Source organism: Hansschlegelia quercus, from assembly GCF_004310425.1.
Taxonomy (GTDB): Bacteria; Pseudomonadota; Alphaproteobacteria; order Rhizobiales; family Methylopilaceae; genus Methylopila; species Methylopila quercus.
Genome location: NZ_SIUB01000002.1, coordinates 373,377 through 400,014 on the forward strand (window position 1 = coordinate 373,377; position 26,638 = coordinate 400,014).

The window sequence follows — 26,638 nt, forward strand, 5'->3', positions numbered from 1 at the left end:
CTCCGAAAGAAGCTGTCGGTTGAAAGGATTTCAGGCTGCGGGGGCCGCTGGCGCGGGCGCGGATTGCTCGGTGCGGGCCTTGAACCAGAGCCGCACCATTGCGCCGCGGCCGCCTTCGGCCACAGCGGGCGCGTCGAGCAACTCCACACCGCCTCCGTGCTCCTCCATGATCTTCCCCACGATTGCGAGGCCGAGCCCCGTGCCCTTCTCGCGGGTGGTCATATAGGGCTCGAGCAGCCTTTGCCGATTCTCCACCGGAAGCCCGGCCCCGTTATCGACCACCTCGACGACCGCGGAATCGCCCTCGCGACGGACGAATACGTCGATCCGACCCTCGCCGTTCACGCCTTCCGGCGTGGCGTGCACGGATTCCGTCGCGTTCTTGACGATGTTCGTCACAGCCTGCGCGATCAGCCGCCGGTCGAACTTGGCCTTTACCGGCTGATCGGCCCCGTGCGCTTCGATGGCGATGTCGGGGTAGCCGACGCGCATCATGAACACGCCTTGGCGGACGACGTTCGCGAGATCCTCCTCCTCGATCGTCGGTTTCGGCATGCGCGCGAAAGACGAGAACTCGTCCACCATCCGCTTGATGTCGTCGACCTGCCGGATGATTGTGTCCGTGCACTGCTCGAAGATCTCGCGCTCGTCGACGATCACCTTTCCGTATTTGCGGCGGATGCGCTCCGCGGAGAGCTGGATCGGCGTCAGCGGGTTCTTGATCTCGTGGGCGATGCGGCGCGCGACGTCGGCCCAGGCGGAGGTTCGCTGCGCGGAGACGAGCTCGGTGATGTCGTCGAGCGTCACGACGTAACCGTGCTCGTCGGCGGTCGACGTCTCGGTCGTGAACCGCACGTTGAGGACGCGTTCGCGCCCTCCCCTCAGCAGGGTCACCTGCCCCTGAACCAGCCGCTGAGAGCGCCCGATGGCGGCGTCGATCATGGGTCCGAGCTCGGGCGCAGCCTCGCGGAGGCGGCGGCCGAGCAGCGTCTCCTCGGGCTCGCCGACGATCTTCTCCGCCATCCGGTTCATCAGAGTGACCGCGCCTGCGGGATCGATGCCGATGACGCCCGCGCTGACGCCGGCGAGCATCGCCTCGGTGAAGCGCCGACGGCTGTCCATCTGGTCGGCGGCCTCCACCAGCCTGTTCCGCTGGCTGCGAAGCTCCGAGGTCATCTTGTTGAAGGTCTCCGCCAGCGCGCCGAGATCGCCCTCGTTCCGGGCGATCGGGACCTGCACGTAAAGATCGCCCTGGCTGACTTGGTCGGCCGCCGTGATCAGGCGCCGGATGGGCGAGGCCAGGCGGTTGGCGAAAGCGAGGCCAAGCCAGATGGCGGCCAGCAGCAGCGACAGCGAGACGAGCAGATAGAGCAGCGCGAAGGTGGCCTGGATCCGCGGCCTTCGGAGCGTCAGTGAGTTGTACTCGTTCGACCCCTGCTCGACGAGCTGCATGTAGGTGTTCGCGCGGGGATCGACGGGCCTCGCGACGAAGAGCACGAGGTCGTCATAGTTCTCAAGCTTGAGCACCGCGCCGATTGCGTTCTGCTTGCCCGGCGCGAGCAGCGTCGGCTCGTCGGTCGGGGCGCTGTCGATGTCGACCTGCGGAGGGTGCGGAAAGTCGCGCCCGATGTTGATCTTGGCGCGCTCGACCACGGTCATGTCGCGCTTCAGCAGTTGCGCCTCGGGAAGACCGCGAATGGTCGCCTGCGCGGTGAAGAACTCGGCGAAGCGCTGCCGGTCGTTGTCAAACAGCGGACGGGCGCGGTTGACGTCGTTCGCCATGGCGAGGATCTCGCCGCGGATCGAGCGGGCGTGCTCGTTCAGGTAAGCGCGCGCGACCACAAGCGAATTGTCGACGATCTCGCGGACGCGGGTCGAGAACCAGCTGTCGAAGCCCTTGTCGATCGTGACGAGCGCGAACACCGCGAGCAAGGCTGCAGGCGCGACCGCGACAATGGAGAACAGGGCGACCAGCCGTCCATGGATCTGCGATCCGGCCTGAGCGCGCCAGCGCGCCAGCACGAAGCCGCGCACCTCCCAGATGATGATGATCACGAGCAGCGCTACGAAACCGCCGTTCACGATGATCGCGATCTGGCTCGCCTGCTCCGTCGGCTCGATGTCCGCTCGGCCGGTGAGCACCACGAACGAGACGAGCGCCGAGATCAGCGCTGCGACGACGCAGATCGGCCCGACAAGGCCAGGACCACGGCGCTCGCGCGGGGCGTTCGGCTCAGATTGTAAAGCGGCGTCGGCCAATGCGGCTCTCGAGCGAGGTGGAGACGAACGGATATGAGGCCCTGAGGTGAATCACCTCAAGCGCTGATGCGTCCGTACCACACTGTTGTCGGAATGCGACAACTTCGCGGCGGTCGTTGGCTCGTTAATTCGGCGAGGGGCCGGTCGGCACGACGAAGATCTGGCCGGGATAGATCAGGTTGGGGTTGCGGATCTGAGCGTCGTTCGCCGCGAAGATGACGGTGTAGCGCTGCCCCGCTCCATAGCTCCGGCGCGAAATGCTCCAGAGGCTGTCGCCCCTCTTCACCGTCACGGAATCGAGCGTCGGCACCACGGCGTCGGCGGCGCTCGCCGTCTGCGACGCCTGCGCCTGGTTCTCGCTGCTCTGGCCTGAGGCGCCGGACTCGCCTGCCGACGGCGCCACGCTGCCTGGGGCCGCGGCTGCGACGTCAGATCGATAGGCGAATTTGGCGAGAGCGCGCGACAAGACGCGGCCGGCTTCGTCCTCGACCTGGTCGACGCGCAGGTCGTACTCGCCGGGCGAGAGGCCATGGTCGACGCGTAACGACCACGCGCCGGCCGGGCTCGCGATGGGAGCGGCGATGAAGGAGCCGTTCAGGTAGATCCTGAGCAGCGCGCCCGGAGGCGCCGAGCCCTGCACGAAGAAGCGGCCGCCCTCGGCGTCGACCGCCCCTACGGTCAAAGGCCGCGAGGCCGCCGCCGCGCTTGCGGACGCCGGCTTCTCCGCGGGCCTCGGCATAGCGAGGACGCGCGACGGCTGCCCGGGCGCGTTCAGGACGACCACGACCTCCTTTGAGGGCGGCTGCGGCACGGAGACCGTCACGGTCTGCTCCGACACCGAAATCTGGCCGTCCGGCGTGCGGACTCTTAGGCTCAGGACGTGATCGCCGGGGGGCAGCGGCGGAGGGACCATGCTCCACGATCCCTCGGCGTCCGCCACAACGCGGTCATGCGTACGGCCGTTCGCCATCAGTTCGACGGAGCAGCCGGACGAGCAACGCCCGGCAATAACGGACTCGCCCGACGGCTCCACGCGCACGATGTCGAAGGTCGCCAAGGGCGCAGCGCCTTGCGTCTTGCCGCGATCCACTTTCGGAGATGTCGAGGATGCGCCGGCCGGCGCAGGCGGCGTCTGGGCCGTGGCGGCCGGGTTTGCTGACGGCGTGTTCGGTTGCGCGCTGCGCTCCGAGGGCGTTTCCGCCTGAGGGGCGCCTTGGGCCTGCTGCGAGGGGATCGGCTGCCGTTGCTCCGACTGCGGCGCCGGCGGCGGCAGTCGATCCGCCTTCTGCGCCGGCGCCTGGGTGAAGTCGCCGAGCCAGTCCATTGGACCCTGGCCGCTGCGCGGCATGAGTACGGCGAGCAGCGCAATCGCGATGACGATCGACGCGCCCAAGATCAATCCGGTCCGAATTCTGGTGTTCATGCCCCGATACGCTTTCAACCCGAAACGCGACGATGAGCCGCCACCGAAACTCATGTCATAAACCCACAAAAAACACTGTTCTACACTTGGACCGTCTGCGCCAGCGCCGAGGCCGCCGCGGCGCTTCGACCAACCGAGGACGGCTTGACCACGCGCGGCCTGCTAAGGCTCACTCACCGCATGTCACGAATCCGAACAGTCTGCGTTTATTGCGGCTCGAGCCCAGGGGCGCGGCCGCAGCATATGCAAGCCGCCGAGGCCCTCGGCAAAGCGCTCGCGGAGGCCGGCATCGGGCTGGTCTATGGCGGGGGCAATATCGGCCTGATGGGCGGCATCGCCCGGGCGACCTTGGCGCATGGCGGCCATGTCACTGGAATCATTCCGCGATTCCTCGTCGAGCGCGAGGCGATGCTGGCCGACGTTCAGGAGCTGATCGTCACCGCCGACATGCACGAGCGGAAGCGCTTGATGTTCGAGCGCTCCGACGCCTTCGTAGCGCTGCCGGGCGGCATCGGCACGCTCGAGGAGCTTGTCGAGCAGCTGACCTGGGTCCAGCTCGGCCGCCACGACAAGCCGATCCTGATGCTCGATCTCGACGGCTTCTGGTCGCCGCTCATCGCCCTGTTCGATCACATGACGACCGAAGGCTTCCTGCGGCAGGGCGCCGAGGTGCCCTTCGTCGTCACGAGCGAGGTCGAGGAGATCATCCCGGCGCTGCTGCGGGCCGCGCCGGTGATCGAGGAGCTGATGGACGAGCGCGAAGGCGCTCCGATCGATCAGTTCTAAGGGCTATTGGCCCTCGCGGCCGGCGGTTTCCTGGATGAACTGCCAGGCGACCCGACCTGAGCGGGAGCCGCGCGTGGTCGCCCATTCGAGCGCCTGCCGACGGAGCTCCTCGGGATCGATCCCGAGCCCGAGGCTCTGGGCGTAGCCGCGAACCATCTCGAGATATTCGTCCTGACTGCAGCGGTGGAAACCGAGCCACAGGCCGAATCTGTCGGACAGCGAGACCTTCTCCTCGACCGCCTCGCCAGGATTGATCGCCGTCGAGCGCTCGTTCTCGATCATCTCGCGGGCGAGCAGATGACGGCGGTTCGAGGTGGCGTAGAGCAGCACGTTCTCGGGCCGTCCCTCCACGCCGCCGTCGAGCACGGCCTTCAGCGACTTGTAGGACGTGTCCTCGAGGTCGAACGAGAGATCGTCGCAGAACAGAAGAAAGGGGAACGGCGCGGCCGCGAGCAGCCCCATCAGGATGGGAAGCGTCTCGATGTCCTCACGGTGGATCTCGATCAGCTTGAGCTTCGGCTTGCCTTCTTTCTCGAGCGCTGCCGCGACCTCGGCGTGGCACGCCTTGACGAGGCTTGACTTGCCCATCCCCCGCGCGCCCCAGAGCAGCGCGTTATTGGCGGGCCGCCCGCGCGCGAAACGGGTGGTGTTATCGAGCAGCTGATCGCGGACGCGGTCGATTCCTTTCAACAGCCCCATCGCAACTCGCGAGACCTTCGCCACCGGATGGAGGCTCTTCTCCGCCGCCCGCCAGACAAAGGCGTCGGCCGCTTCGAAATCGGGCGCGTCCACTCGCGGCGGCGCCATGCGATCCAGCGCATCGGCGATGCGCTCGAGCAGGGCGTCGCGGGTATCGGTTGCGGGCATGGAATAGAAGGGATCGGACACTGAAACGCTCCGCTCTAGGAGCGCGCTAGGTAACTCTGCGAACCGGCCTCGTCCACCACGCCGACCGGGGTTCGGACGCGTGATTTGATTTCGCAAGGCTCGTGGCTATAGTCCGCGCCGCTTCGGCCCGGGCATGCCCGGCCGTCCTGTTTTCAGCGGTTGAAGCCGGCTCCCAAGAGCGAGGCGCTCATACCCCGCCATCGGAGCTTCCATGTTCGTCACATCCGCCTTTGCGCAAGGGGCGTCCGGCGCCGCTCCCGGCGGCACGGATTTCCTGATCCAGCTCCTGCCGTTCATCCTGATCTTCGTCATCATGTGGTTCCTGATCCTGCGGCCGCAGCAGAAGCGGGCGAAGGCTCATCAGGAGATGATCAAGAACGTGCGGCGCGGCGACACGATCGTGACGTCGGGCGGGATCATCGCCAAGGTCTCGAAGGTGGTGGACGACACCGAGATCCAGATCGAGATCGCGGACAATGTCCGCGCGCGCCTCGCCCGTTCGATGATCGCGGAAGTCCGCACGAAGGGCGAACCGGTCAAGACCGACCCGGCCGCCTGAACCAAGAAGTCGAAGCCCGCCTTAAGAAGCGGGAATAAAGGCCAACGCCTAGATGCTGTACTTCTCAAAATGGAAGACGATCGCCGTGCTCGCGCTCTGCGCGCTCGGCGTGCTGTTCGCGCTGCCCAACGTCCTGCCGCAGTCGGTGCGCGACGCCTATCCGTCCTGGTTCCCGGCGCGGACTATCGTGCTCGGCCTCGATCTACAGGGCGGCTCGCAACTGTTGCTCGAGGTCGACGCCAATGCGTTGAGGCGTTCGCGCGCCGACGCGCTGCGGGAGGACGTCCGGCGGGCGCTGCGCGAAGCGCGGATCGGCACGACCTCGATCGCACTGAACGGTCAGACCGTCGCGGCCACGCTGCGCGACCCATCGCAACTCGACCTGGCGCTTGAAAAGCTCCGTCCGCTGGCCGCTCCGCAGACGCAGTCGCTGTTCGGCGGTGCGGGACCTGCGGAAGCCGAGATCGCGAGCCGCGACGGCAACGTCGTGACGGCGACGCTCAGCGAACAGGCGATCCAGGCCCGTGTGCGTGGCGCCGTCGACCAGTCGTTGAAGATCGTGGACCGGCGCGTGAACGAGACCGGCACGGTCGAGCCCTCGATCCAGCGCCAAGGCGCGGACCGCATCCTGCTGCAGGTTCCAGGCCTTCAGGATCCGCAGCGGTTGAAGGCCATTCTCGGCCAAGTCGCGAAGCTCGAGTTCCGCCTCGTCGATCTGTCGATGCCGCCCGAGCAGGCGGCGGCTGGCCGCCCGCCCGAGGGCTCCGAGGTGCTTCAGGAGGAGCGTGGCGGCCAGATTGCGCCGATCCTCATCGAGAAGCGCGTCATGGTGTCGGGCGAGGATCTGACCGACGCGCAAGCGACCTTCAGCTCGCAGGACCGCCAGCCGGTCGTCTCGTTCAAGTTCAACACCAAGGGCGCCCGAGAATTCTCCGCAGCCACGCAGGCGAATGTCGGCAAGCCGTTCGCGATCGTGCTCGACAACAAGGTGATCTCGGCGCCTCGCATCAACGAGCCGATCACCGGCGGACAGGGCCAGATCTCCGGCAACTTCACGGTCGAGAGCGCGAACGACCTGGCGGTGCTGCTGCGCGCGGGCGCCCTGCCCGCTCCGCTGACCGTTATCGAAGAACGCACCGTCGGCCCAGGCCTCGGTCAGGATTCGATCACGGCCGGCACGCGCGCCACGTGGTACGCGGCGATCTTCGTTGTGATCTTCATGTTCGCCACCTATGGCGTGTTCGGCTTCATCGCCAACATCGCTCTCGTGGTTCACGTCATCTTCATCTTCGCGCTGATGTCGCTGCTCGGCGCGACGCTGACGCTCCCTGGCATCGCCGGAATCGTGCTGACGATCGGCACGGCGGTCGACAGTAACGTGTTGATCTATGAGCGCATCCGTGAGGAGTTCCGCTCCGGCCGCAGCATGGTCTCGTCGATCGAGGCGGGCTTCAAGCACGCCTTCGCCGTCATCATCGATTCGAACTCGACCATGGCGATCGCCGCCATCATCCTCTTCCTTCTCGGCTCCGGCCCCGTCCGCGGCTTCGCCGTGGTCTTCCTCCTCGGCATCGTCACGACCGTAATCACGGCGGTGACGATGACGCGGATGATGATCGCGCTGTGGTATCGCCGCACGCGGCCGACCACGCTTCCGTTCTGACGCGGAGCCGGAGACACGTCATGCGCCTCATCCGCATCTTCCCCGACGACAGCAAGTTCCGCTTCACGCGCTGGCGCGCGCTGAGCTTCCCGTTTTCGGCCGCGATTTCCGTGCTGACCCTCGTCCTGTTCCTGACGGTCGGCCTGAATTTCGGAATCGACTTCACGGGCGGCACGCTGATCGAGATGCAGGCCAAGGCTGGCCATGCCGACATCGGCGCGGTGCGCGAGGCGGCGCATTCGTTCGAGGTCGGCGAAGTCGAGGCTCAGGAGTTCGGCCAGGGCGGCCAGATTTCGCTGCGCTTCCGGACCCAGCCCGGTGGCGAGCAGGCCCAGAGCGCGCTTGTCTCGCGTGCCCGCGAGACGTTCGAGAAGGACTTCGAGATCCGCCGGGTCGAGACCGTGGGCCCGCGAGTCTCCGGCGAGCTCGTTCAGTCCGGCACGCTCGGTGTCGTGCTCTCGATCGTCGCCGTGCTCGGCTATCTCTGGTTCCGCTTCGAGCTGAATCTCGCGATCGGCGCGGTCATTGGCACCTTGCACGACATCGTGCTGACGGTCGGCTTCTTCCTGATCACCCAGGAAGAGTTCAACATGACCTCGATCGCTGCGATCCTCACGATCGTGGGCTATTCACTGAACGAGACTGTGGTCGTGTTCGACCGCACGCGCGAGCTGCTGCGCAAGTACAAGAACTTGCCGACGGAAGAGCTGCTCGATCTCTCGATCAACCATACGATGTCGCGCACCGTGATGACCGCGACGACCACCGCTTTGTCGCTGCTCGCGCTGGTGCTGTTCGGCGGGCAGGCAATCCAGGGCTTCGCCAACGTGATGCTGTTCGGCGTGGTGATCTGCACCTATTCCGCGATCTTCGTCTCCTCGCCCATGCTGATCTATCTTGGCGTGACGACTTCGACGCGCGCGGCGGCCGACGACAAGGCGGACGCTGCGGCCAAGGCTGCGAGCTTGAGCAAGCCCGGCGCGGCCTAGAGGCGCGGTCAATCCTTCCGGCCTGAAATATCGTAACATCAGGCCATGTCCCAGGACGACCGCCATCTTCCCGGCCGCTACAGGATCGACGCCTATGGCGGCGGCGGCTTTCGCTTCGCCGACCTCTCGCATCGAGGCTCGCTGCTTTGCCTGCCGTCGGGCATGCGGGCCTGGGGCCCCACGGACCCCTCGCAGCTCGACGAGGCGGCGTTCGCGCGGGCGCTCGGTGAGGCCGGCGAGATCGATACGTTGCTGGTTGGCACAGGACCCGACATCGCTCCCCTGAAGAAGCCGCTTCGCGAGACGCTGAAAGCCAGCGGCATCGTCGCGGAAGCCATGGCGACGGGCGCTGCCGTTCGCACCTGGAACGTGCTGCTTGCAGAGGGCCGCCGCGTCGCCGCGGCGTTGATCGCCGTCTCGTGAGCGAGGCGCCGGACGCCGTCGCAGCCATCGTCCGGGGGGCCGACTTCACGGCTTTCGCGGCCGCGCAGTTTGCGCCAGCCGACGCTCGCCCGCATCTCCTCGCGCTCCGCGCCTTTGACGCCGAACTCGCGCGCGTGCGGAGCATCGTCAGCGATCCCACGATCGGAGAAATCCGCCTGCAATGGTGGCGCGATGCGCTGGAGAGCCCTGAACGCGCCGACGCAGTCGCCCATCCCGTCGCGCGAGCGCTGGAAGCGGCTATCGCATTCGGACGCCTTCCTCGTGAGCCGCTGTTGCGACTCGTCGACGCCCGAACAGACGATTTGTATGACGATCCGATCCCGACGCTCCACGAGTTCGAAGGCCGGCTCGGCGCCACCCATTCCGCGGTGATCCGTCTCGGAAGTCTGATCCTCGGCCATGGCCGCGATCCCGGCGGCGCAGAGGCGGCCGGCTTCGGTGGGGTCGCGCAGGGACTGACTCGGCTGCTCGCAGAGCTTCCTGCGGACGCCTCGCGCGGCCGCCTGATGATGCCTGCCGAGACCATGGCGACCCATGGCGTCCTGCGCGAAGACGTGCTCTCCGGAAAGGACACGCTGCAGCTTGCTGCTGCCGCGGCGGAGCTTCGCGCTTTCGCTCTTGGCCGCCTCGCAGAGGCGCGCGCCGCCTTTGAAGACGTCGATCCTGTCGCCGCGCCGGCCTTCCTCCCGCTCGCGACACTCCCTGGGACCCTGCGTACGCTCGATCGGCGGACCCCGCTTACGGCGTCAGGCGAGCCGGCGCGATGGCGCGTTCTCTTTCGGCTATGGAAGGCCAGCCGCCGGTCGCCGCCCTTTTGAAAGACAAAACCCGGCGCGGGCGCGAGCCGGCCGGGTGTCTTGGCCGATCTAGAGCGATCAGGCGTTGGGCAGATGGTCGAGCGGGTTGACCGTCGTGGCGCCCTTGCGAACCTCGAAGTGTAGCTGCGGGCTGCTGACGTTGCCGCTCGCGCCGGATTTCGCGATCACCTGGCCGCGACGCACCGTGTCGCCGCGCTTCACGTCGAGCGCGCTGTTGTGAGCATAGGCCGTGACCCAGCCGTTCGAGTGGCGGATCAGCACGAGGTTGCCGAAGCCCTTGAGTTCGCTGCCGGCATAGGCGACCACGCCGTCGTCGGAAGCCTTGACCTCTGTCCCTTCCGGCACCGCGATATTGACGCCGTCGTTGGAGGCGCCGCTCGCCTTGGAGCCGTAGCCCGAGATGACGCGGCCACGCACCGGCCAGCGGAATGACGGACCTGCGGGCGCGGCGGCCTGGGCGGGCTCCTCCACCTTGAGCGAAGCCGTCTTAACGCTGTCGTTCGGCTGCGGGGCGGAGACCGCCGGCTTCGGCGCCGCGGCGAACGCCTGCTTGTCTTCAGCGGGAGCAGCTACGCTCGGCTTCAGCGCGGGCGCCGCGGCGGTCTTGGCGGGCTCCATGCCCTTGGCCTGCGGTCCGGTGACGAACTGCATCTTGCCCTCGCCCGCGGGGGCGGGCTTTGCGATCGGCGCCTGCGCCATTCGCGGAGCCGCCGCGACGGGCGCGGCCTGAGCCTGATGGACTGTCGCGCCGGCGTAGCCGGGGATGATGAGCTGCTGGCCGGGTGTGACGTCGTTCGCGTTCTGCAGGTTGTTCGCCTGGAGAATCGCGCTCGCAGGAACGCCGTATCGATTGGCGAGGGTATTCACGGTTTCGCCGCGGCCGACGGTGATCGCGGTCCCGCCGGAGCTGGACCAGCTGGTTGCCGTCCTGACGCCACCATGAACCGGCGGAAGCGCACCGGTCGAGCGAGGTTCGGAAGCGGAGGGTCGATAACCTGAGTCGGCGTTCCGCTCGTAGCCCCGGAGTGGACGGTCCTGCGCGGCGCTCGGCGCGGAAAGCGGGGCGCGTTCGACGCGGCTCGAAGGCGCCGCCCGAATGCCGCCCGTATATTCCGGCTCACGCTTCGGCGCAGGCTCGGCTTCCGAGGTGCTGAAGGGGTTTCCGAAGGGATCCCCGAAACGCGACGTATCGGAGCTGCAGGCCCCGAGGGCGCTTGCGCCGAGAACCACGAAAGCGGCGCGCGCCAGAATTTCCGAACGCAGGACCGGAACGAATTTACGCATCTGGGACACTCGCGACCTACCGACCGACATGCCGATAGTAAAAGCGCGTTGAGGTAAACGGACGGTTATCCTCGCGGCGAAAGCCCGGCAAATCCGGGAATTCTCTTCAGCATCCTGAAGGCGGCGAAGCGAGCGGCCTCTCGGCGTGCGCCACAGCCGGTCATGACGACGGCGTGACATTCAGGCCGAGCGGAGGTCCTTGTGTTCCTAGGCGGCGGGACCTAGTTTCCATTCACGACTGACGGTTCCGGCCCGCCTTAGCGGCCGCGTGGAGCCGATCGAGAGGAAAAGTTATGAGCATCACGCATTGGCTGGTCGTCGGAGTGCTCGTCCTGCTGCTGTTCGGCGGCCGCGGCAAGATTTCCGACATTATGGGCGACATGGCCAAGGGCATCAAAAGCTTCAAGAAGGGACTGACCGAGGAGGACGACGTCGCCGAGGGCATGTCCCAGCACCGCCCTACACAGACGATCGACCATCGTGCCGACGCGCCGGTCCGTTCCAGCGTCAATCAGCCGGTCGACGGCCGCCAGTCCTGATCCTATAGAGGTCCGCCCGGAGGGCGCGCGTCTGTCGCGCGCGCCGCTCCGTCGCGTCTATCGCCGGCGGCCCGTCCTCAATGTTCGACATCGCTTGGTCTGAATTCCTCGTCGTCGCGGTGGTCGCGCTCGTAGTCGTGGGTCCAAAGGACCTGCCTGCGCTGCTGCGGACCGTCGGCAAGACGGTCGCGACGCTCCGTCGTATGGCGGGCGATTTCCAGTCCCAGTTCAATGAAGCGCTCAAGGAAGCGGAGCTCGACGAGCTGCAGCGCGACATCACGGGTCTGAAGAACAAGGCGTCTACGTTCGGCGGCGGCGTGCCGGACCCGATCAAGATGGCGCGGGACGAAATCCACAGCGCCCTTTCCTATAAGCCGCCGTCGGCGCTCGCCGGCGACAAAGCGGAAACCGCAGCCGATGCGCCTTCGGCCCTCGCGCCCCCTCCTCCAGAGATCGAGCCGGGAACGCTCCCGTCTCCGGCGGGCGGGCCCGAGAGTCGGTCCCTTGCTGCTCCGGCCGTGGCGAAGCCGGATGACGAGACCATTCCGCCTGGAGCGCTGTCGTGAGCCAGGAGGACATCGACGCGACGCGCGCTCCGCTCATTGAGCACCTCGTCGAACTGCGTTCGCGCCTGATCAAGTCGATCCTGGCCTTCGTCGTGGCCTTTGCAGTCTGCTTTTCGGTAGCGGGCCACATCTTCAACCTGCTGCTGGTGCCTTACGAGATCGCGGCGGGCTCCGCCGAGGCGATCCGGCTGCAGTACACGGCGCCGCAGGAATTCTTCATCACCCAGATCAAGCTCGCGATGTTCGGCGCGGGCTTCATCTCGTTCCCGCTGGTCGCCAACCAGATCTACAAATTCGTCGCGCCTGGCCTCTACAAGAACGAGCGCTCCGCCTTTCTGCCTTATCTGATCGCGACCCCTGTCCTCTTCCTCATGGGCGCGGCCTTCGTCTATTTCGTCGCAATGCCGCTCGCGATGCGGTTCTTCCTGTCGATGCAGCAGGCCGGCGGCGACGGCCATGCGTCGATCGAACTGATCGCCAAGACGAGCGAGTACCTCTCGCTCGTGATGACGCTGATCTTCGCCTTCGGCATCTGCTTCCAAACGCCGGTGATCCTCACACTCCTCGCGCGCGCCGGTTTCATCGATTCGGCCTGGCTGATCTCAAAGCGGCGCTATGCGATCGTGGTGGTGTTCGCGGTGGCGGCGGTGCTGACGCCGCCGGACGTCATCAGCCAGGTCGCGCTTGCCCTGCCTACAGTGCTTCTCTACGAAGCCTCGATTTTCGTGGTGAAGATGATCGAGAAAAAGCGGGCACAGGCCGAGGCTGAAGAGAAGTCGGAGTAGGCCGGGCGACGTTCTGCGCACTTGACGGTCGATGCCTCGCAACCCCGGACCCCAATTTCTCATGCACGACATCCGCCTAATTCGAGACGATCCCGACAGCTTCGACCGCGGCCTCGCGCGGCGCGCCATCACGCCTCAGAGCGCGCGGTTGATCGCGATCGACGAGCGGCGGCGGGAAATCATCGGCCGGCTGCAGACAATGCAGGAGCGCCGCAACGCGGCGTCCAAAGAAGTCGGGCAGGCGAAGGCCGCGAAGGACGAAGCTCGCGCCGCCGCATTGATCGAAGAGGTCGGCCGTCTGAAGCAGGACGCGCCGGCCGCCGAAGCCGAATTAGCCGCGATCGAGCAGGAGCTGACGGCGACGCTCGCCGAAATCCCGAACATACCGCTCGCGGAAGTTCCCGACGGCCCGGATGAGACGGCGAATGTCGAACTTCACCGCGTCGGAAGCCCGCGCGAGATCCACGATCCGAAGGCGCATTACGAGCTTGGCGAGGCGCTAGGTCTGATCGACTTCGAGGCTGCGAGCCGCATGTCCGGCGCTCGCTTCGCCGTCTTGAAGGGTCAGGTCGCGCGGCTTGAGCGGGCGCTGGCCTCCTTCATGCTGGACCTGCACACCAGCGAGCACGGCTACACGGAGATTGCGCCGCCGCTGCTGGTGCGCGACGAGGCGATGTTCGGCACGGCGCAGTTGCCGAAATTCGCCGATGACCAGTTCCGCGCAAGCTTCGATTTCTGGCTGATCCCGACGGCTGAGGTGTCGCTCACCAACCTCGTGCGAGAGCAGATCCTCGGCGAGGCCGAGCTGCCGCTGCGCGTCACCGCGGGCACACCCTGCTTTCGCGCAGAAGCGGGCTCCGCCGGGCGCGACACGCGCGGACTGATCCGCCAGCACCAGTTCACCAAGGTCGAGCTGGTCTCCGTCACTGCCCCGGATAAGGCGCTGGAGGAGCACGAGCGCATGCTCGCCTGCGCTGAAGAGGTGCTGAAGCGGCTGGACTTGCCCTTCCGCACGGTCACGCTGTGCGCGGGCGATATGGGCTTCTCCTCCCAGAAGACCTACGACATCGAGGTCTGGCTGCCGGCGCAGAACACCTACCGTGAGATTTCCAGCTGCTCGGTCTGCGGCGACTTTCAGGCGCGCCGCATGAACGCTCGGTTCCGCCCGGCGGACGGCAAGGGCACGCGCTTCGTCCATACGCTGAACGGCTCCGGCGTCGCGGTCGGCCGCGCGCTGGTCGCCGTGCTCGAGAACTACCAGGAGGAGGATGGCTCGATCGCTGTGCCCCCGGCGTTGAAGAGCTACATGGGCGGGCTTGAGCGGATCGAGCGCGCCTCGTGAGAATCCTGCTCACCAACGATGACGGCGTTAACGCGCCGGGGCTCGCCGCGCTAGAGGACATCGCTAACGCCCTGTCCGACGACGTATGGGTCGTCGCGCCCGAGACCGACCAGTCCGGCGCCTCGCACTCAATCTCACTGAGCGATCCGCTTCGCCTTCGAGAAGTCGGCGACAAGCGATTCGCCGTCCGAGGCACGCCGAGCGACTGCGTTATCATGGGCGTGCGGCACGTGCTCGCCGACAAGCGTCCGGACCTCGTGCTCTCCGGCGTCAACCGCGGCCAGAACGTAGCGGAGGACGTGACCTATTCCGGCACGATCGCCGGCGCGATCGAAGCGACGATCCTCGGGGTTCCTGCGATCGCCTTGTCGCAGAACTTCAATCGCGAGCGCGAACTCGAGGACATGTTCGCAGCGGCGCGCACGCACGGGCCTGATGTCGTCGAGCGGATCATGAAGGCCGGCTTCAGCCGTGACCGGCTGGTGAACGTGAATTTTCCGGGTTGCGAAGCGGACGAGGTCGAGGGCGTCGAGGTGACGGCGCAGGGCCAGCGCGATCAGGAGCTTCTGAAGATCGAGGGTCGCGCGGACGGCCGGGGCAACCCCTATTTCTGGATCGTCTTCGGCCGTGGCCAATACGAGATCGCGGACGGCACGGACCTCGCCGCGATCCGCGCGCGCCGGATCTCGGTGACGCCGCTCAAGATCGACTTGACGGACGCCGAGATGTTCGACGGACTGCGCAAAGTGTTTGCGGATTCCTAGAACCCGCCGGAGGATGCGATGAGCGGCTTCGATCTCGCGGATCCCGCTCTCGACGACCGCGAGCGGACACGCCGCGCCGAGCTCGTCCTATCGCTTAGAAGCCGCGGGGTGTTGCACACCCGCACGCTCAAGGCGATCGAGACCATTCCGCGCGCGCTGTTCACGCCGTCGCGGTTCCGAGACGTCGCCTATGTCGACCGCTCGCTGCCGATAGCCTGCGGCCAGACGCTCGAAGCCCCCTCCACAATCGCGACCATGCTGGACGGGCTCGGCGTCGGCGACCTCGACACGGTTCTCGAGATCGGCTGCGGCTCGGGTTACGTGACCGCCATCCTGTCGCGCCTCGCGCGCCGCGTCGTGGCGGTCGAGCGGTTTCAAACGCTCGCTGAGAACGCCGAGCGACGTCTCGCCGATCTCGGCGGCGCCGACGGCGTGACGATCCATGTCGGCGACGGCGCGCTTGGCTGGCCGTCGCCAAGTCCTTACGAGCGGATTCTCGTATCCGCCGCGGTCAAAGCGCCGCCTTCCGCGTTGCTCAACCAGCTGAAGCCCGGCGGGACAATGCTGGCGCCGATCGGCGACGCTGACGGCCAGCGTCTGACCCGTATCGTGAAGAACAAGGACGGCTCGCTGGATGAGACGACGATCGGCGTCGCCCGTGCGCAGCCGATGATGGCGGGCGTCGCGGCGGGGCTTTGACGCCTCCATACGAGAAAGGGCGTCCCGCTCGTGCGAGACGCCCCTCTTCATACGCATATCGCTGTCAGATCAGAACGCGACCTGGGTCCGGAAACCGATGACCTTGGCGTCCTTCAGCCTGCGGTTCGGACGATCCGGATCCGGATCGCCGCCGCCCGGGCGAACGACATACTGGAAGTAGGGCTGCAGGTTCAGCCAGCCCGTAATCTTGGCTTGGTACGACGCCTCGATCACCATTTCAGCCCTGTGCAGCGGGTCGCCGGCGGCGCGGTCGAGGTCGCGCTGGTCCTTGCTGATGTGGGCGTAGGCAAAGGCGACGCCGAACAAATCGTCCGGCCGGCCGGGCGTGAAGCCCTTGGCGTTGAAGCCGAGGTCGAAGTACCAGTCGATCAGGTTGCGGTTTTCCTGCGGCGTGACGACGGCGCGAGCGAAGACCGACAGGCTCTGCTCCGGCGAAGGCGTCGGGTTCTTCAGATCGCCGCCGTCGCCGCCGCCCTGCCAGACGGTCTGATCGATGACGCCGTAGAGCGCGTAGTCGCCCTTTCGCCGGATCGGATCCCCGGCGCCGTCCACGCGCGAGATGTCATCAAAGTGCAGCGAGTTGTACCACGCGCCGGCCTTGTAGGTGCCCGGCAGGCCTCCGAAGTCCGCCTTGTAGATCAGTTCGCCGATCGCGAACGTGCCGTCGTTGGTCGGGAAGTCCGTGTTGTGCTTGTTGAAGTCGTCGCGCCCCGCCGGATCGCCATTGTAAACGCCGGCCTGCACGCTGAACGCGTCGTTGAACTCGTATGAGACGTGGACGCCCGGCGTCGGCACCGGATAGGCAGGGCCGCCGCTGGGGAGATCTGTACCGTTGAGGCCGGGCCAGCCGAAGGTCGAGTTCACGAACAGCGCCGCCGTCTCGCTGACGACGAAGTCGCCGTCGGCCGCGAGCTGACCGATCTTGATCTGGAGCTTGTCGTCCAGCAGCTTCTGCTTGAAATAGACCTCGCCGAGCAGGTTGGCGTGCTCGGCCTCGATGTTCGAGATCGTCAGCAGATTGCCGGTCTCGTTGGCCGTGATGCCCTGCCCGCGGATGAAGTAAGCGCCGGCGTAGAACTCGCCGCCGGTCCAGCCGACGATCTTCTCGAGATCGAGGGTGAGGCCCAGCTGGAGCAGGCCGGTGAAGCCCTTGCCCTTCTTGAGGCCGCCGCCGAGATTGTAGGAGCTGTCGGCGGTGACGTCGGCGTCGAATTCGATGCCGAAGTCTCGCAGTTTGGTGCGTGCGCCGCCCCAATCGCCTGTCAGCTTGTCGCGTTCGAAGAGGTCGCCCGTGAGTTTGGCCGGGGCATCGTCATCGGCATAGGCGGGCGCGACGAAGGCCGCGGAGGCCAACAGCGCGGCGGCGATCCCGAGGCCGGCGGATCGTGTTACGAAGTTCGCCATCGTCATTACGCAGTTCCCCGAAAGGATCGACGCGCGACCGGCGTCGATGCTCGACGCTCCCGCCAGCGCCGCCAGAAACCACTAAGCGAAATTCTGGAGAAGGCGAATAACGTTCTAGGCTTCGAGGCCTTCCGGCGTAACGAAACCGTGAGGCTCGATACAATTATACAACAAGAAAACGCAGTTTATATTTAGACTTACTCTAAGAACGACAGCCGAGACTGCGGGCGAGAGCAGATCGTCGAGCCAATATGAAAACGGCCCCGCCTAAGGCGGGGCCGTTCCTTTTCGTTCGATCCGATGAGGATCAGAAATCGCGCTGGACGCGCATGCGGCCGATGAACTCGTCCTTCTTGCGGAGCGCATAGACGTCGGACGTGTTGGTGTTCTTGACGTAGTTCACCTCACCGCCGATATCGAGCTTCTTGACCGGCGTCCAGATCAGGTTGGTCGTCAGACCATACGCAGCCCAATCCTGACCAGCGGCCTTCACATTGACGTTGATGTAAGTGCCCTGGAAGGCAGAGCGCCACTTCGGATCCCAGTAGTGAAGAAGGCCGAGGTTGAAGGCGTAGCCTTCGGTCTTGCGGATGTTGCCGCCGCCGTCGACCTCGAAGTCAGAGAGGCGGTTGCCGCGGTCGACGTTCTGCGTCTGGGCGATACCGAACACCGAGTCGCCGGTCTGGCCGACACCGAGATAGGACAGCGAGCCGGAGCTGTACGCCGCCGTACCGTAGACGAAGTCGCCCTTGGCGAGCGAAGGCAGGTTCACCTTCACGCCCACCTGACCGCCGTAGCCCCAAGCGGTGTCGCGGCCGCCGAGCTCGTTCGTGATGTTATGAGCGAAGCCCGAAATCTGCGCCTCGCCCCAGCCCTGCTGAACGCGGACGTTGCCGACAATGTCGGGGAACTTCTGCTCGTTGTAGTTCGAACCAACCGAACCCGGGAGACCGGCGAGCGTGGCGGAGCGACGAGCGGTGCCGTCCTCGACCGCGATGCTGGCAGAGAAGCCACCGCCGAAATCAGCAGTATAGGCGAGAACCGAGAGGGTGCGGTCCGAGATGAAGGGGTTCGTAAAGGTCGGATAGGGCTTGAAGTCCCAGAACGAGTCCGTGAGACCAGCCGTCAGGCCGGCGAACTGCACGAAAGCCTTGTCGAAGATCGAGTCGTCGCCGACGCCGACGTCGGTCGCAGCGGCCAAGCCGAGAGCGCCGGACTGGCGCTGGAACTGAGCGCGGATGTAAGTGCGAACCGTGCCGTATTCCGTGTCGGTGCGCGCGTCGAACCACAGACGGGCGCGCGTCCGGAAGCCGACATTGTTGTTCGGCTTGACGCCGGCGTTGTTCTTCACGACCTCGCCGACAGACACGTCGAGGCGGGCGAAGCCGCCGATCTGAAGGCAGGTGTCGCTGCCCGGAATGTAGAAAAAGCCCGCGCCGTAAGCGTCGCAGACCTTCACGTACTCGACGGGCTCGGCGCCCGGCAGATCGGCAGCCTGTGCGCCGGTCAGCGCAACGAAGGCGGCGGCGGAGCCAAGCGCCAGGCTCTTGACGAGATTCATTGTAGTCCTCCAACCCCGAAAGTCACAGCGGATCGTATCGACTGAGGCGTTGCGCCCCGGCCATGGTCGTCAGTCTTGACCGTCGACCCCCGACGATCCCCTGCGGCGCGTTTCCTTGCCGCAAAACGACCATATGCGTGGCGATCGATGGCGCAAGCGTGATCATGTTTGTGACGGTTCCAGTCAGGGCCTTTGGCTTCCGCTGTGGCTGGAATGCCACTGAAAGAGGCGCCCTGAGGCCCGGATCGGGCTCTAAAATTGTCCAGTCGCGGCGAACCTTCCCGTTCCCGCGGCGCCGGCTCGCCTCATTCCTGCCACGCGAGATTCGGCTATGAACCGCGCCGGCCGTCATCCGCGCCGGTCTTAAGGAGACACGATGAGCGAAGATCGTCCGGTCGGGCGCGCCGCCTTTCTTGGCGGCCTCCTCTCCTTTGTTGCGCTCGTCGCCTGCTCCGTCGTCGGCGTAGGCCACAGCCGCTCGCTCGAAGGAGACGCTAATCTCCAATACTGGATCGTGGTCGGGCTGACGGCCGCGACGATCGCAGGCGTGACCTTCGCCCTGTCGCGGGAACGCGCGCGAACAGGCCTCGGCGAGGCCGCCCGCAAGGCAGGCGTCGCGCTCGCCGCGATCGGGCTTGTCCTGTTCATCTGGGAGACGATCGCGATCGGCTTCGGAGCGGAGTCGGCGCCGGTTCTTTGGCTCATCCGCGCCTTCAAAGGCTAAACCGGCCGCGCCCTTGTGCGCATTGCGAGGCGCGTTCGCCCCTGATAGGCCTAGCTGATCAGCCTTAGGTTCCCGTGAGGGATCAAAAGGGAATTCGGTGAGGGCCAAAGGCCCGATTCCGGAGCTGCCCCCGCAACTGTGAGCGGAGAGCGGCGCGCCATAGATAGCCACTGCGCTTGATTATGCGCGGGAAGGCCGGCGCGACCGCCGCGACCCGCGAGCCAGGAGACCTGCCTGAGGCGTCAACGCCTGAATGCCCTCGGTGGGAGGGCTGGAGACCTGAAATGCGCACTGCTTCCTCAATCACACGTCCCGTCGCCCTCACGTCGGCCCATGCGCTGCCGATCCTGTTCGCCGCGCTGCTCGGCGTGGTGCTGATCGCAGGCGCCGGCTTCGCGTCGACGCCCGCGCTTCACAACGCGGCGCACGACCAGCGCCATTCCATTGGCTTCCCCTGCCACTGAGGGGAACCGCCATGCACCTCTTCCGCAACATCGTCTTCATCGCGGCTCTTGTGGGCCTCGGCGCCGGTCTCGTGCTGACCGTTCTGCAGCATTTCGGCACGCAGCCGCTCATCGTGCAGGCTGAGGTCTTCGAGCAGGCGAACGCCGCGAAGGCCGAGGCGGCGCCGCATGAACACCCGGCGGGCGCGGCCGAGCATCATCACGACGAGGCGGCGTGGGAGCCCGCCGACGGCGCCGAGCGCTTCGGCTGGACGCTGGTCGCCAACATCGTGGCGGGCGTCGGCTTCGCGCTGCTGCTGGTCGCCGCGAGCGAGCTCAAGGGCGGCCTGACCTCCTGGCGCGAGGGCCTGCTCTGGGGTCTCGCCGGCTTCCTCGTCTTCACGCTCGCGCCGAGCGTCGGCCTGCCGCCGGAAGCGCCGGGCGTCGAAGGCGCTCCGCTTATGGACCGGCAGATCTGGTGGGTGGCGACAGCGATCGCCACCGCGGCCGGCTTGGCGCTCATCGTCTATGGCCGTTCGCCACTGACAGCGGTCGCAGCCGTAGCGCTGATCGCAGCGCCTCATGTCATCGGGGCGCCGCAGCCGAGCGAGCCCCCTGCGATCCCGCACGCGCTCGAGCACGGCTTCGTGGTCGCCGTCATCGTGACGGGTTTCCTGTTCTGGGCGACGCTTGGAACGCTGGCGGGCGCGTTGCGCAACCGCTTCGTCGAAGCCTGAGGCGGCGTTGCCTGCGCAGCCGCGCGGGCGCGACGTCAGCCTGATCATCGGCGGCGCGCGCTCGGGCAAGAGCCGTTTCGCCGAAGGCCTCGCGACGGCGACGGGACTTCCCGTCGCCTATGTTGCGACTGCACGGGGCGACGATGCGGAGATGCGCGAGCGCATCGCGCGCCACCGCGCGGAGCGCCCGGCTTCGTGGACGACGATCGAAGTTCCCTTGGCGCTTTCTCGCGCCATTCTGACCGAAGCGGCCCCTGCCCGCGTGGTTCTCGTCGACTGCCTTACGCTTTGGCTGACTAACGTCATGCTTGGCAATCTGGACGTTGAGCATGAAGCGGATGGCTTGCTGGCGGCGCTCGGCGCCTCCGCCGGGCCTGTCGTCCTCGTGTCGAACGAGGTCGGCTACGGCATCGTGCCCGACAACGCCCTCGCCCGCGCGTTTCGGGATCATCAGGGTCGCCTCAATCAGCGCGTGGCGGGCCTCGCCTCGCGCGTGACGCTGGTCGCGGCCGGCCTTCCTCTCGACCTCAAGCTTCCGAAGGAAGCCGCATGACCGTTCCTCACAAAATCCCCGCGACCGTCGTCACCGGCTTTCTCGGCGCCGGCAAGACGACCCTGATCCGCCACCTCCTGCAGAACGCCGGCGGCCGGAAGATCGCGCTTATCGTCAACGAGTTCGGTGATGTCGGGATCGACGGCGAGCTGCTTGCCGCCTGCGGCAGCGACGCCTGCCGTGAGGAAGACATCGTCGAGCTCGCAAACGGCTGCATCTGCTGCACGGTCGCCGACGACTTCATCCCGACGATGGAGAAAATTCTCGCCCGCAATCCGGCGCCGGATCACATCGTCATCGAGACCTCAGGCCTCGCTCTGCCCCAGCCGCTCGTCCGGGCTTTTCGCTGGCCTGAGATCGCGACGCGCGTGACGGTCGACGGCGTGGTGACCGTCGTCGACGGACCCGCGGTGCGCGACGGGCGCTTCGCCCATGACGAGGAGGCGGTGGCGGCCCAGCGCGCCGCCGACCCGAACGTCGACCATGAAGATCCGATCGAGGAGCTGTTCGAGGATCAGGTGCGCGCCGCCGATCTCATCGTGCTCCACAAGGCCGACCTGATGAACGAGGCCGACGTCGAGCGGGTGAAGACCGACGTGCTCGAGCATACCAGCGAGGGGGTCCGCGTCGTTGCCGCCTCGAACGGCATTTTGCCCGCCGAAGTGCTGCTGGGACTCGCCTCGGGGGTCGAGGACAAGATCGACGCGCGGCCGACAACTCATGAGCTGGAGGGCGAGGTCCAGCACGATCACGACGATTTCGAGAGCTTCATCGCCGAGACGCCGGAGGCCGCCGACGTCGCGGAGCTCGAGGCGCGCGTGCGCAAGGTGCTGGAGACGCACGACGTGCTGCGTCTGAAGGGCTTCGTTCCCGTGAAGAACAAGGCCGCGCGGCTCGTCGTGCAGGCCGTCGGAACCCGCGTCGATAGCTATTTTGACCGCGGCTGGCGCGAGGGCGAGCCCCGCGTCGGGCGGTTGGTGGTGATCGGCGAGAAGGGCGTGGACCGCGCCGCGATCGAGAAGGCTTTGGCGGGGTGAGCTGATGCATCTCCTGAAGGCCCAGGGACAGCCGATCGGCGACGGAACGGAGGCGGTCGATCTCGACCTGTCGCCCGCCGACGTGGTCGTGGTGTCCGCGGCCGACACGGAGATTGCAGGCCTCGCCCGCGCTCAGGCGGCGCTTGGGCCGCGCGCCCCGAGCTTGCGCCTCGCGAGCCTCCAGAAGCTCCGGCACAACATGTCCGTCGATCTCTTCCTCGAAAAGACGGTGGCGCGTTCGAAGCTGCTCGTGCTGCGGCTGCTTGGCGGCGAATCTTACTGGCCCTATGGGCTCGACGAAGCGTTGCGCGTCGCGCGGGCGAACGGCGTGACGGTCGCGGCAATGCCCGGCTGCGGCAACCCCGACCCAGATCTTATCGCGCGCTCGACCTGCGCGGCCGAGGATTCCGAGCGGCTGTGGCGGATGTTGGTCGAGGGCGGGCCGGACAATCTGGCTGCGGCCCTCGGCGGCTTCCACGCGCTGCTCGACGGCCGCAGCGTTCCGGAAGCCGCGCGGCCGATCCCGCCGGCGGGCCTTTATTGGCCGGGCGTGGCCAGTCCCTCGCTTGAGGACCTGCGCGCGCGCTGGCCAAAGGACGCCGCCGTCGCGCCGATCGTGTTCTACCGCGCCCAGCTACAGGCCGGCGACGTCGCGCCGGTCGAGGCGCTGATCGCAGCCTTGACCGAGCATGGGCTCGGCGCTTTGCCGATCTACGTCTCGTCCCTCAAGGAGGCGGACGCGGCGCGCTTCGTGCGCAAGATCTTCGCCGAGGCGAAGACGTCCGTTGTGCTGAACGCCACAGCCTTCGCCGTCTCCAAGCCTGGGGCCGTCTGGGAGCCGACGCCGCTCGATTCGGCCGACGCGCCGGTCCTGCAGGTGGTGTTCGCCGGTATGGATCGCGCGACCTGGACAGCCTCTCCCCGCGGTCTCGGCGCGCGCGACCTCGCAATGAGCGTGTCGCTGCCCGAGATCGACGGGCGGATCATGACGCGCGCCGTGGCGTTCAAGTCCGCCGGACGGTTCGACGCCGCGACCGAGACCGAGATCGTCGCGCTGGAGCCCCTGCCCGATCGGATCGCGTTCGTCGCGAATCTCGCCGCGAACTGGGCGCGGTTGCGGAGAACGCCGCGGCCGGAGCGACGCGTCGCGTTGATCCTGGCGAACTACCCGACCGGCGCCGCACGCCTTGCAAACGGCGTCGGTCTCGACACGCCGGCGAGCACGGCGGTGATGCTCCGGGCGTTGCAGGAAGCGGGCTACGCCGCGGACAGCGCGCCGGAGGACGGCGCTGCCGTCGTGCGCGAAATGACCGAGGCTCTGACGGCCTCCGTTTCGTGTGCCCGCGGAAGCCGCGCGGGAGCGGAAGTTCTGCCGCTCGCAGCTTATCTCAGCTTCCTCGACGCCCTGCCCTCGGCCTCGCGCGCAAAGATGCTCGCGCGCTGGGGAGCGCCCGAGAGCGACCCAACCTTCGATCCCGCGATCGGCGGCTTCCGTCTGGCGATCCGCCGCTACGGCGCCCTCGCCCTCGGCGTGCAGCCCTCGCGCGGCTTCGACGTCGATTCCAAGGCCGCGCATCACGATCCCGATCTGCCGCCGCCGCACGGCCATCTCGCGTTTTACGCCTGGCTCCGCGAAAGCTTCGGCGCGCAAGCGGTCGTCCATGTCGGCAAGCACGGAAATCTCGAATGGCTGCCGGGCAAGTCGCTCGCTTTGTCGGAGGAGTGCTTCCCCGAGATCGCGCTCGGGCCCCTGCCCCATATCTATCCTTTCATCGTCAACGATCCCGGCGAGGGCGCGGCGGCTAAGCGGCGGACGTCCGCCGTCATTGTCGACCATCTGACCCCGCCGCTTGCCCGCGCCGAAGGCTCCGCGGCGTTGCGTGAGGTCGAGACGCTGGTCGACGAATACGCCGAGGCGCAGGGGCTCGACCCGCGCCGCGCCACTAGCCTCGCCAAGGAGATTCTGGCGCGCGCCGCGGACCTCGGCCTCGACCGGGATTGCGGCTTCTCGATCGCCGACGACCCGGAAGACGCACTGACTAAGCTTGACGCCTTCCTGTGCGAAGTGAAGGAGCTTCAAGTCCGCAACGGCCTGCACGTCTTCGGCCGTTCCCCGGAGGGCCTGAAGCGCGGCGAACTGCTGGTGGCGCTGACGCGCAGCCCGCGGGGCCCGCGCCCGCAGGACGCCTCGCTGACCCGCGCGCTCGCGGCCGATCTTGGCCTCGACGGGTTCGATCCGCTGAAGCCCGATTTCGCCGCGCGATGGGACGGGCCGAAGCCGCAGGCGCTGGCCGACGTCTCGGACGCGCCGTGGCGGAGCGAAGGCGATACAGTCGAGCGGCTAGAGATGCTGGCGCTTCGGCTGGTGGAGGACGTCGCGCCCGCCGAAAACCTGCAGCGGACGTCCGCCGTCCTCGCCGAAATCGTAGAAGTCGTCGCGCCGCGGGTGGACGCCTCGGGCGCGGCCGAGATCGCCGGCCTGCTCGCGGCCCTCGACGGCCGCTTCGTTGCGCCCGGCCCGTCCGGCGCCCCTACCCGCGCGCGGCTCGACGCGCTGCCGACGGGGCGCAACTTCTTCGCGCTTGATCCCCGCTCCGCCCCAACCGAAGCGGCGTGGCGGCTCGGGCGCGTCGCCGCCGACACGCTTTGCCGCCGCCATTTTCAGGACAATGGCGAGTGGCCGCGCCGGCTCGCGATCTCCGCCTGGGGCACGGCCAACATGCGCACCGGCGGCGACGACGTCGCGCAGGCGCTGGCGCTGATCGGCGTGGCCCCGCGTTGGGAAGCGGGTTCATCGCGCGTCGTCGCTCTGGAGATCATGCCGCTCTCGGAGCTGCGCCGGCCGCGCGTCGACGTGCTGTTCCGCATCTCCGGCTTCTTTCGGGACGCTTTCCCCTACCAGATCGACCTGATCGACGAGGCGATGCGGCTTGCGGGCGGGCTCGACGAGGATGACGAAGCGAACCCGATCGCCGCACGGTTCCGGACGGAAGCCGGCCCCTCGATCTTCGGCGCCGCCCCCGGCGCCTACGGGACGGGCCTCGCGCCGCTGCTGAACGAGGGCGCCTGGGAGACGCGGGCGGAACTCGCCGACGCCTATCTCGCGGCGAGCGGTTTCGCCTATTCGCAAGGCGTGGAGGGCGCCCCCGCCCGCTCGGCGCTCGACGCGATGGCGAAGGGCGTCGACGCCGTCGTGCAAACCCAGGACGCGCGCGAGTTCGATCTTTTGGACAGCGACGACGTCCATGAATTCGCCGGTGGGCTTTCCGCGGCGGTCGAGCGGCTCTCAGGAACGGCGCCGAAAATCTATCACCTAGACACCTCGCGCACGGAGACGCCGGTCGTTCGCAGCCTCGGCGAAGAAATCGCGCTGATCGTGCGGGCCCGTGCGACGAACCCCAAATGGATCGCAGCGATGCGGGAGCACGGCCACAAAGGCGCCGCGGAAATGCTCGCGACGGTGACGAACCTTGCCGGGTTCGCCGCGACGACGGATGCGGTCGGCAGCCACCAGTTTGACGCGCTCTACGATTCCTATCTCGGCGACGAAGAGACCCGCGGGTTCATCTCGGAGACGAACCCCGCGGCGCTCGAAGCCATGGCCCGCGCGTTCCTCGACGCCGAGCGGCGCGGATTCTGGCACCCTAAGCGTAACAGCGCGCGGGACGAGCTCACCGCCCTCGCCGGCCGCCCCTTTGAACAGGACGCAATGCGATGACCGAAGATCCCGCCCGCTATGCGGAGAAGATGAAGGCGCGAAAGGCTCATCAGGACAAGATCGTCGCCGAGCGGCAGTCGGAGAAGGGTCTGCTCATCGTCCACACGGGCAAGGGCAAGGGCAAATCAACCGCGGCCTTCGGCATGGCGATGCGCGCGATCGCTCACGGCATGAAAGTCGGCGTGGTGCAGTTCATCAAGGGGCCGTGGGAGAGCGGAGAGCGCGACCTACTTCGGAAGTTCCCCAGCCAAGTCGAGGTCCACGCCATGGGCGAGGGCTTCACCTGGGAGACGCAGGACCGCGAGCGCGACGTCCGCGCCGCGCAGCAGGCGTGGGAGATGTCGAAGCGCTTCATCGCCGATCCCGACGTTCGGCTGGTCATTCTCGACGAGCTGAACATCGTGCTGCGCTACGACTACCTCGACCTCGACGAGGTGCTCGCCGCGATCGCCGCGCGGCCTGCCGACACCCACGTCGTTGTCACCGGCCGCAACGCCAAGGAGCCGATGATCGACGCGGCCGACCTCGTCACCGAGATGACGCAGGTGAAGCACCCGTTCCGCGACGGTGTGAAGGCGCAGGCCGGAATCGAGTTTTGAGGCTGAGCCGTCAATCGCTTTGCTGCGGCCGGG

Annotated in this window: 25 protein-coding genes and 1 riboswitch; of the genes, 19 read left to right on the top strand and 6 right to left on the bottom strand. The window is 67.0% G+C overall.

Annotated elements, in window-relative coordinates; all coding sequences use genetic code 11:
- Positions 1–30 precede the first annotated feature (30 nt).
- Together EYR15_RS05800 and EYR15_RS05805 are read right to left on the bottom strand one after the other, a co-directional pair.
- Positions 31–2,259 carry a sensor histidine kinase NtrY-like gene (locus EYR15_RS05800; protein ID WP_131001983.1) on the bottom strand — a complete coding sequence of 743 codons (2,229 nt, stop codon included), beginning with the start codon at positions 2,257–2,259 and terminating at the stop codon, positions 31–33.
- Positions 2,260–2,383: 124 nt separating this feature from the next.
- Positions 2,384–3,682, bottom strand: coding sequence for a LysM peptidoglycan-binding domain-containing protein (locus tag EYR15_RS05805; RefSeq protein ID WP_131001985.1), 1,299 nt, complete (start codon positions 3,680–3,682; stop codon positions 2,384–2,386).
- A gap of 180 nt (positions 3,683–3,862) precedes the next feature.
- Here EYR15_RS05805 and EYR15_RS05810 point away from each other — a divergent pair, with 180 nt between their 5' ends.
- Positions 3,863–4,468, top strand: coding sequence for an LOG family protein (locus tag EYR15_RS05810; RefSeq protein WP_131001987.1), 606 nt, complete (start codon positions 3,863–3,865; stop codon positions 4,466–4,468).
- Positions 4,469–4,471: 3 nt separating this feature from the next.
- Here the strand turns inward: EYR15_RS05810 and EYR15_RS05815 are convergent, their stop codons facing one another.
- Positions 4,472–5,335 carry an ATP-binding protein gene (locus EYR15_RS05815; RefSeq protein ID WP_131002437.1) on the bottom strand — a complete coding sequence of 288 codons (864 nt, stop codon included), beginning with the start codon at positions 5,333–5,335 and terminating at the stop codon, positions 4,472–4,474.
- Between the two features lie 232 nt (positions 5,336–5,567).
- Here EYR15_RS05815 and yajC point away from each other — a divergent pair, with 232 nt between their 5' ends.
- The 5 genes from yajC to EYR15_RS05840 are packed head-to-tail and all read left to right on the top strand — an operon-like array spanning position 5,568 to position 9,829.
- Entirely contained in the window at positions 5,568–5,915 is a 348-nt protein-coding gene (gene yajC, locus EYR15_RS05820; protein ID WP_131001989.1) for a preprotein translocase subunit YajC, read from the top strand.
- Positions 5,916–5,967: 52 nt separating this feature from the next.
- Complete coding sequence (secD, locus tag EYR15_RS05825) at positions 5,968–7,578, top strand: protein translocase subunit SecD (RefSeq protein ID WP_131001991.1); 1,611 nt, start codon at positions 5,968–5,970, stop codon at positions 7,576–7,578.
- Between the two features lie 20 nt (positions 7,579–7,598).
- A complete protein-coding gene (secF, locus tag EYR15_RS05830) occupies positions 7,599–8,567 on the top strand; it encodes a protein translocase subunit SecF (protein ID WP_131001993.1) in 969 nt (322 codons plus the stop codon).
- Positions 8,568–8,612: 45 nt separating this feature from the next.
- Positions 8,613–8,990, top strand: coding sequence for an Mth938-like domain-containing protein (locus EYR15_RS05835; protein WP_131001994.1), 378 nt, complete (start codon positions 8,613–8,615; stop codon positions 8,988–8,990).
- The gene (locus EYR15_RS05840; protein ID WP_131001996.1) at positions 8,987–9,829 is read left to right on the top strand and encodes a phytoene/squalene synthase family protein; all 843 of its coding nucleotides are present in this window, start codon (positions 8,987–8,989) and stop codon (positions 9,827–9,829) included. Before EYR15_RS05835 ends, EYR15_RS05840 begins: the two co-directional genes overlap by 4 nt.
- A gap of 57 nt (positions 9,830–9,886) precedes the next feature.
- Here the strand turns inward: EYR15_RS05840 and EYR15_RS17370 are convergent, their stop codons facing one another.
- Positions 9,887–10,696, bottom strand: coding sequence for a LysM peptidoglycan-binding domain-containing M23 family metallopeptidase (locus EYR15_RS17370; protein WP_165455432.1), 810 nt, complete (start codon positions 10,694–10,696; stop codon positions 9,887–9,889).
- Between the two features lie 710 nt (positions 10,697–11,406).
- Here EYR15_RS17370 and EYR15_RS05850 point away from each other — a divergent pair.
- The 6 genes from EYR15_RS05850 to EYR15_RS05875 all read left to right on the top strand — a co-directional run bounded on the left by EYR15_RS05850 (position 11,407) and on the right by EYR15_RS05875 (position 15,808).
- Complete coding sequence (locus EYR15_RS05850; protein WP_131002000.1) at positions 11,407–11,652, top strand: twin-arginine translocase TatA/TatE family subunit; 246 nt, start codon at positions 11,407–11,409, stop codon at positions 11,650–11,652.
- Positions 11,653–11,732: 80 nt separating this feature from the next.
- A complete protein-coding gene (gene tatB, locus EYR15_RS05855) occupies positions 11,733–12,218 on the top strand; it encodes a Sec-independent protein translocase protein TatB (protein ID WP_131002001.1) in 486 nt (161 codons plus the stop codon).
- Entirely contained in the window at positions 12,215–13,003 is a 789-nt protein-coding gene (gene tatC / locus EYR15_RS05860; RefSeq protein WP_131002003.1) for a twin-arginine translocase subunit TatC, read from the top strand. The genes tatB and tatC overlap by 4 nt, the downstream gene beginning before the upstream one ends.
- Before the next feature lie 61 nt (positions 13,004–13,064).
- On the top strand, positions 13,065–14,345 hold the full coding sequence (gene serS, locus EYR15_RS05865) for a serine--tRNA ligase (RefSeq protein WP_131002005.1): 1,281 nt from the start codon (positions 13,065–13,067) through the stop codon (positions 14,343–14,345).
- Positions 14,342–15,109, top strand: a complete 768-nt coding sequence (surE, locus tag EYR15_RS05870; protein ID WP_131002007.1) for a 5'/3'-nucleotidase SurE — start codon at positions 14,342–14,344, stop codon at positions 15,107–15,109. Before serS ends, surE begins: the two co-directional genes overlap by 4 nt.
- An 18-nt stretch (positions 15,110–15,127) precedes the next feature.
- Entirely contained in the window at positions 15,128–15,808 is a 681-nt protein-coding gene (locus EYR15_RS05875; protein WP_131002009.1) for a protein-L-isoaspartate(D-aspartate) O-methyltransferase, read from the top strand.
- Positions 15,809–15,877: 69 nt separating this feature from the next.
- On the opposite strand, the gene EYR15_RS05880 is transcribed toward EYR15_RS05875, so the two are convergent.
- Positions 15,878–17,239 carry a carbohydrate porin gene (locus EYR15_RS05880; protein WP_131002011.1) on the bottom strand — a complete coding sequence of 454 codons (1,362 nt, stop codon included), beginning with the start codon at positions 17,237–17,239 and terminating at the stop codon, positions 15,878–15,880.
- Between the two features lie 301 nt (positions 17,240–17,540).
- Positions 17,541–18,794 carry a porin gene (locus tag EYR15_RS05885; RefSeq protein WP_131002013.1) on the bottom strand — a complete coding sequence of 418 codons (1,254 nt, stop codon included), beginning with the start codon at positions 18,792–18,794 and terminating at the stop codon, positions 17,541–17,543.
- 376 nt (positions 18,795–19,170) lie between these two features.
- On the opposite strand from EYR15_RS05885, the gene EYR15_RS05890 reads away from it, so the two are divergent.
- The 7 genes from EYR15_RS05890 (at position 19,171) to cobO (ending at position 26,605) form a co-directional block, all read left to right on the top strand.
- Positions 19,171–19,518, top strand: coding sequence for a hypothetical protein (locus EYR15_RS05890; RefSeq protein ID WP_131002014.1), 348 nt, complete (start codon positions 19,171–19,173; stop codon positions 19,516–19,518).
- Positions 19,519–19,567: 49 nt separating this feature from the next.
- A riboswitch (cobalamin riboswitch) is annotated at positions 19,568–19,770 on the top strand.
- Positions 19,771–19,802: 32 nt separating this feature from the next.
- A complete protein-coding gene (locus tag EYR15_RS05895; RefSeq protein ID WP_131002016.1) occupies positions 19,803–19,982 on the top strand; it encodes a CbtB domain-containing protein in 180 nt (59 codons plus the stop codon).
- An 11-nt stretch (positions 19,983–19,993) separates the two neighbouring features.
- Positions 19,994–20,698 (top strand): CbtA family protein, encoded by a 705-nt coding sequence (locus EYR15_RS05900; RefSeq protein ID WP_131002018.1) that lies wholly within the window; start codon positions 19,994–19,996, stop codon positions 20,696–20,698.
- A gap of 7 nt (positions 20,699–20,705) precedes the next feature.
- Positions 20,706–21,251, top strand: a complete 546-nt coding sequence (gene cobU / locus EYR15_RS05905; RefSeq protein ID WP_131002020.1) for a bifunctional adenosylcobinamide kinase/adenosylcobinamide-phosphate guanylyltransferase — start codon at positions 20,706–20,708, stop codon at positions 21,249–21,251.
- On the top strand, positions 21,248–22,288 hold the full coding sequence (gene cobW / locus EYR15_RS05910) for a cobalamin biosynthesis protein CobW (RefSeq protein ID WP_131002022.1): 1,041 nt from the start codon (positions 21,248–21,250) through the stop codon (positions 22,286–22,288). The genes cobU and cobW overlap by 4 nt, the downstream gene beginning before the upstream one ends.
- A gap of 4 nt (positions 22,289–22,292) precedes the next feature.
- Positions 22,293–26,006, top strand: a complete 3,714-nt coding sequence (gene cobN / locus EYR15_RS05915; RefSeq protein WP_131002024.1) for a cobaltochelatase subunit CobN — start codon at positions 22,293–22,295, stop codon at positions 26,004–26,006.
- Positions 26,003–26,605 carry a cob(I)yrinic acid a,c-diamide adenosyltransferase gene (cobO, locus tag EYR15_RS05920; protein ID WP_131002026.1) on the top strand — a complete coding sequence of 201 codons (603 nt, stop codon included), beginning with the start codon at positions 26,003–26,005 and terminating at the stop codon, positions 26,603–26,605. The genes cobN and cobO overlap by 4 nt, the downstream gene beginning before the upstream one ends.
- Positions 26,606–26,638: the final 33 nt, after the last annotated feature.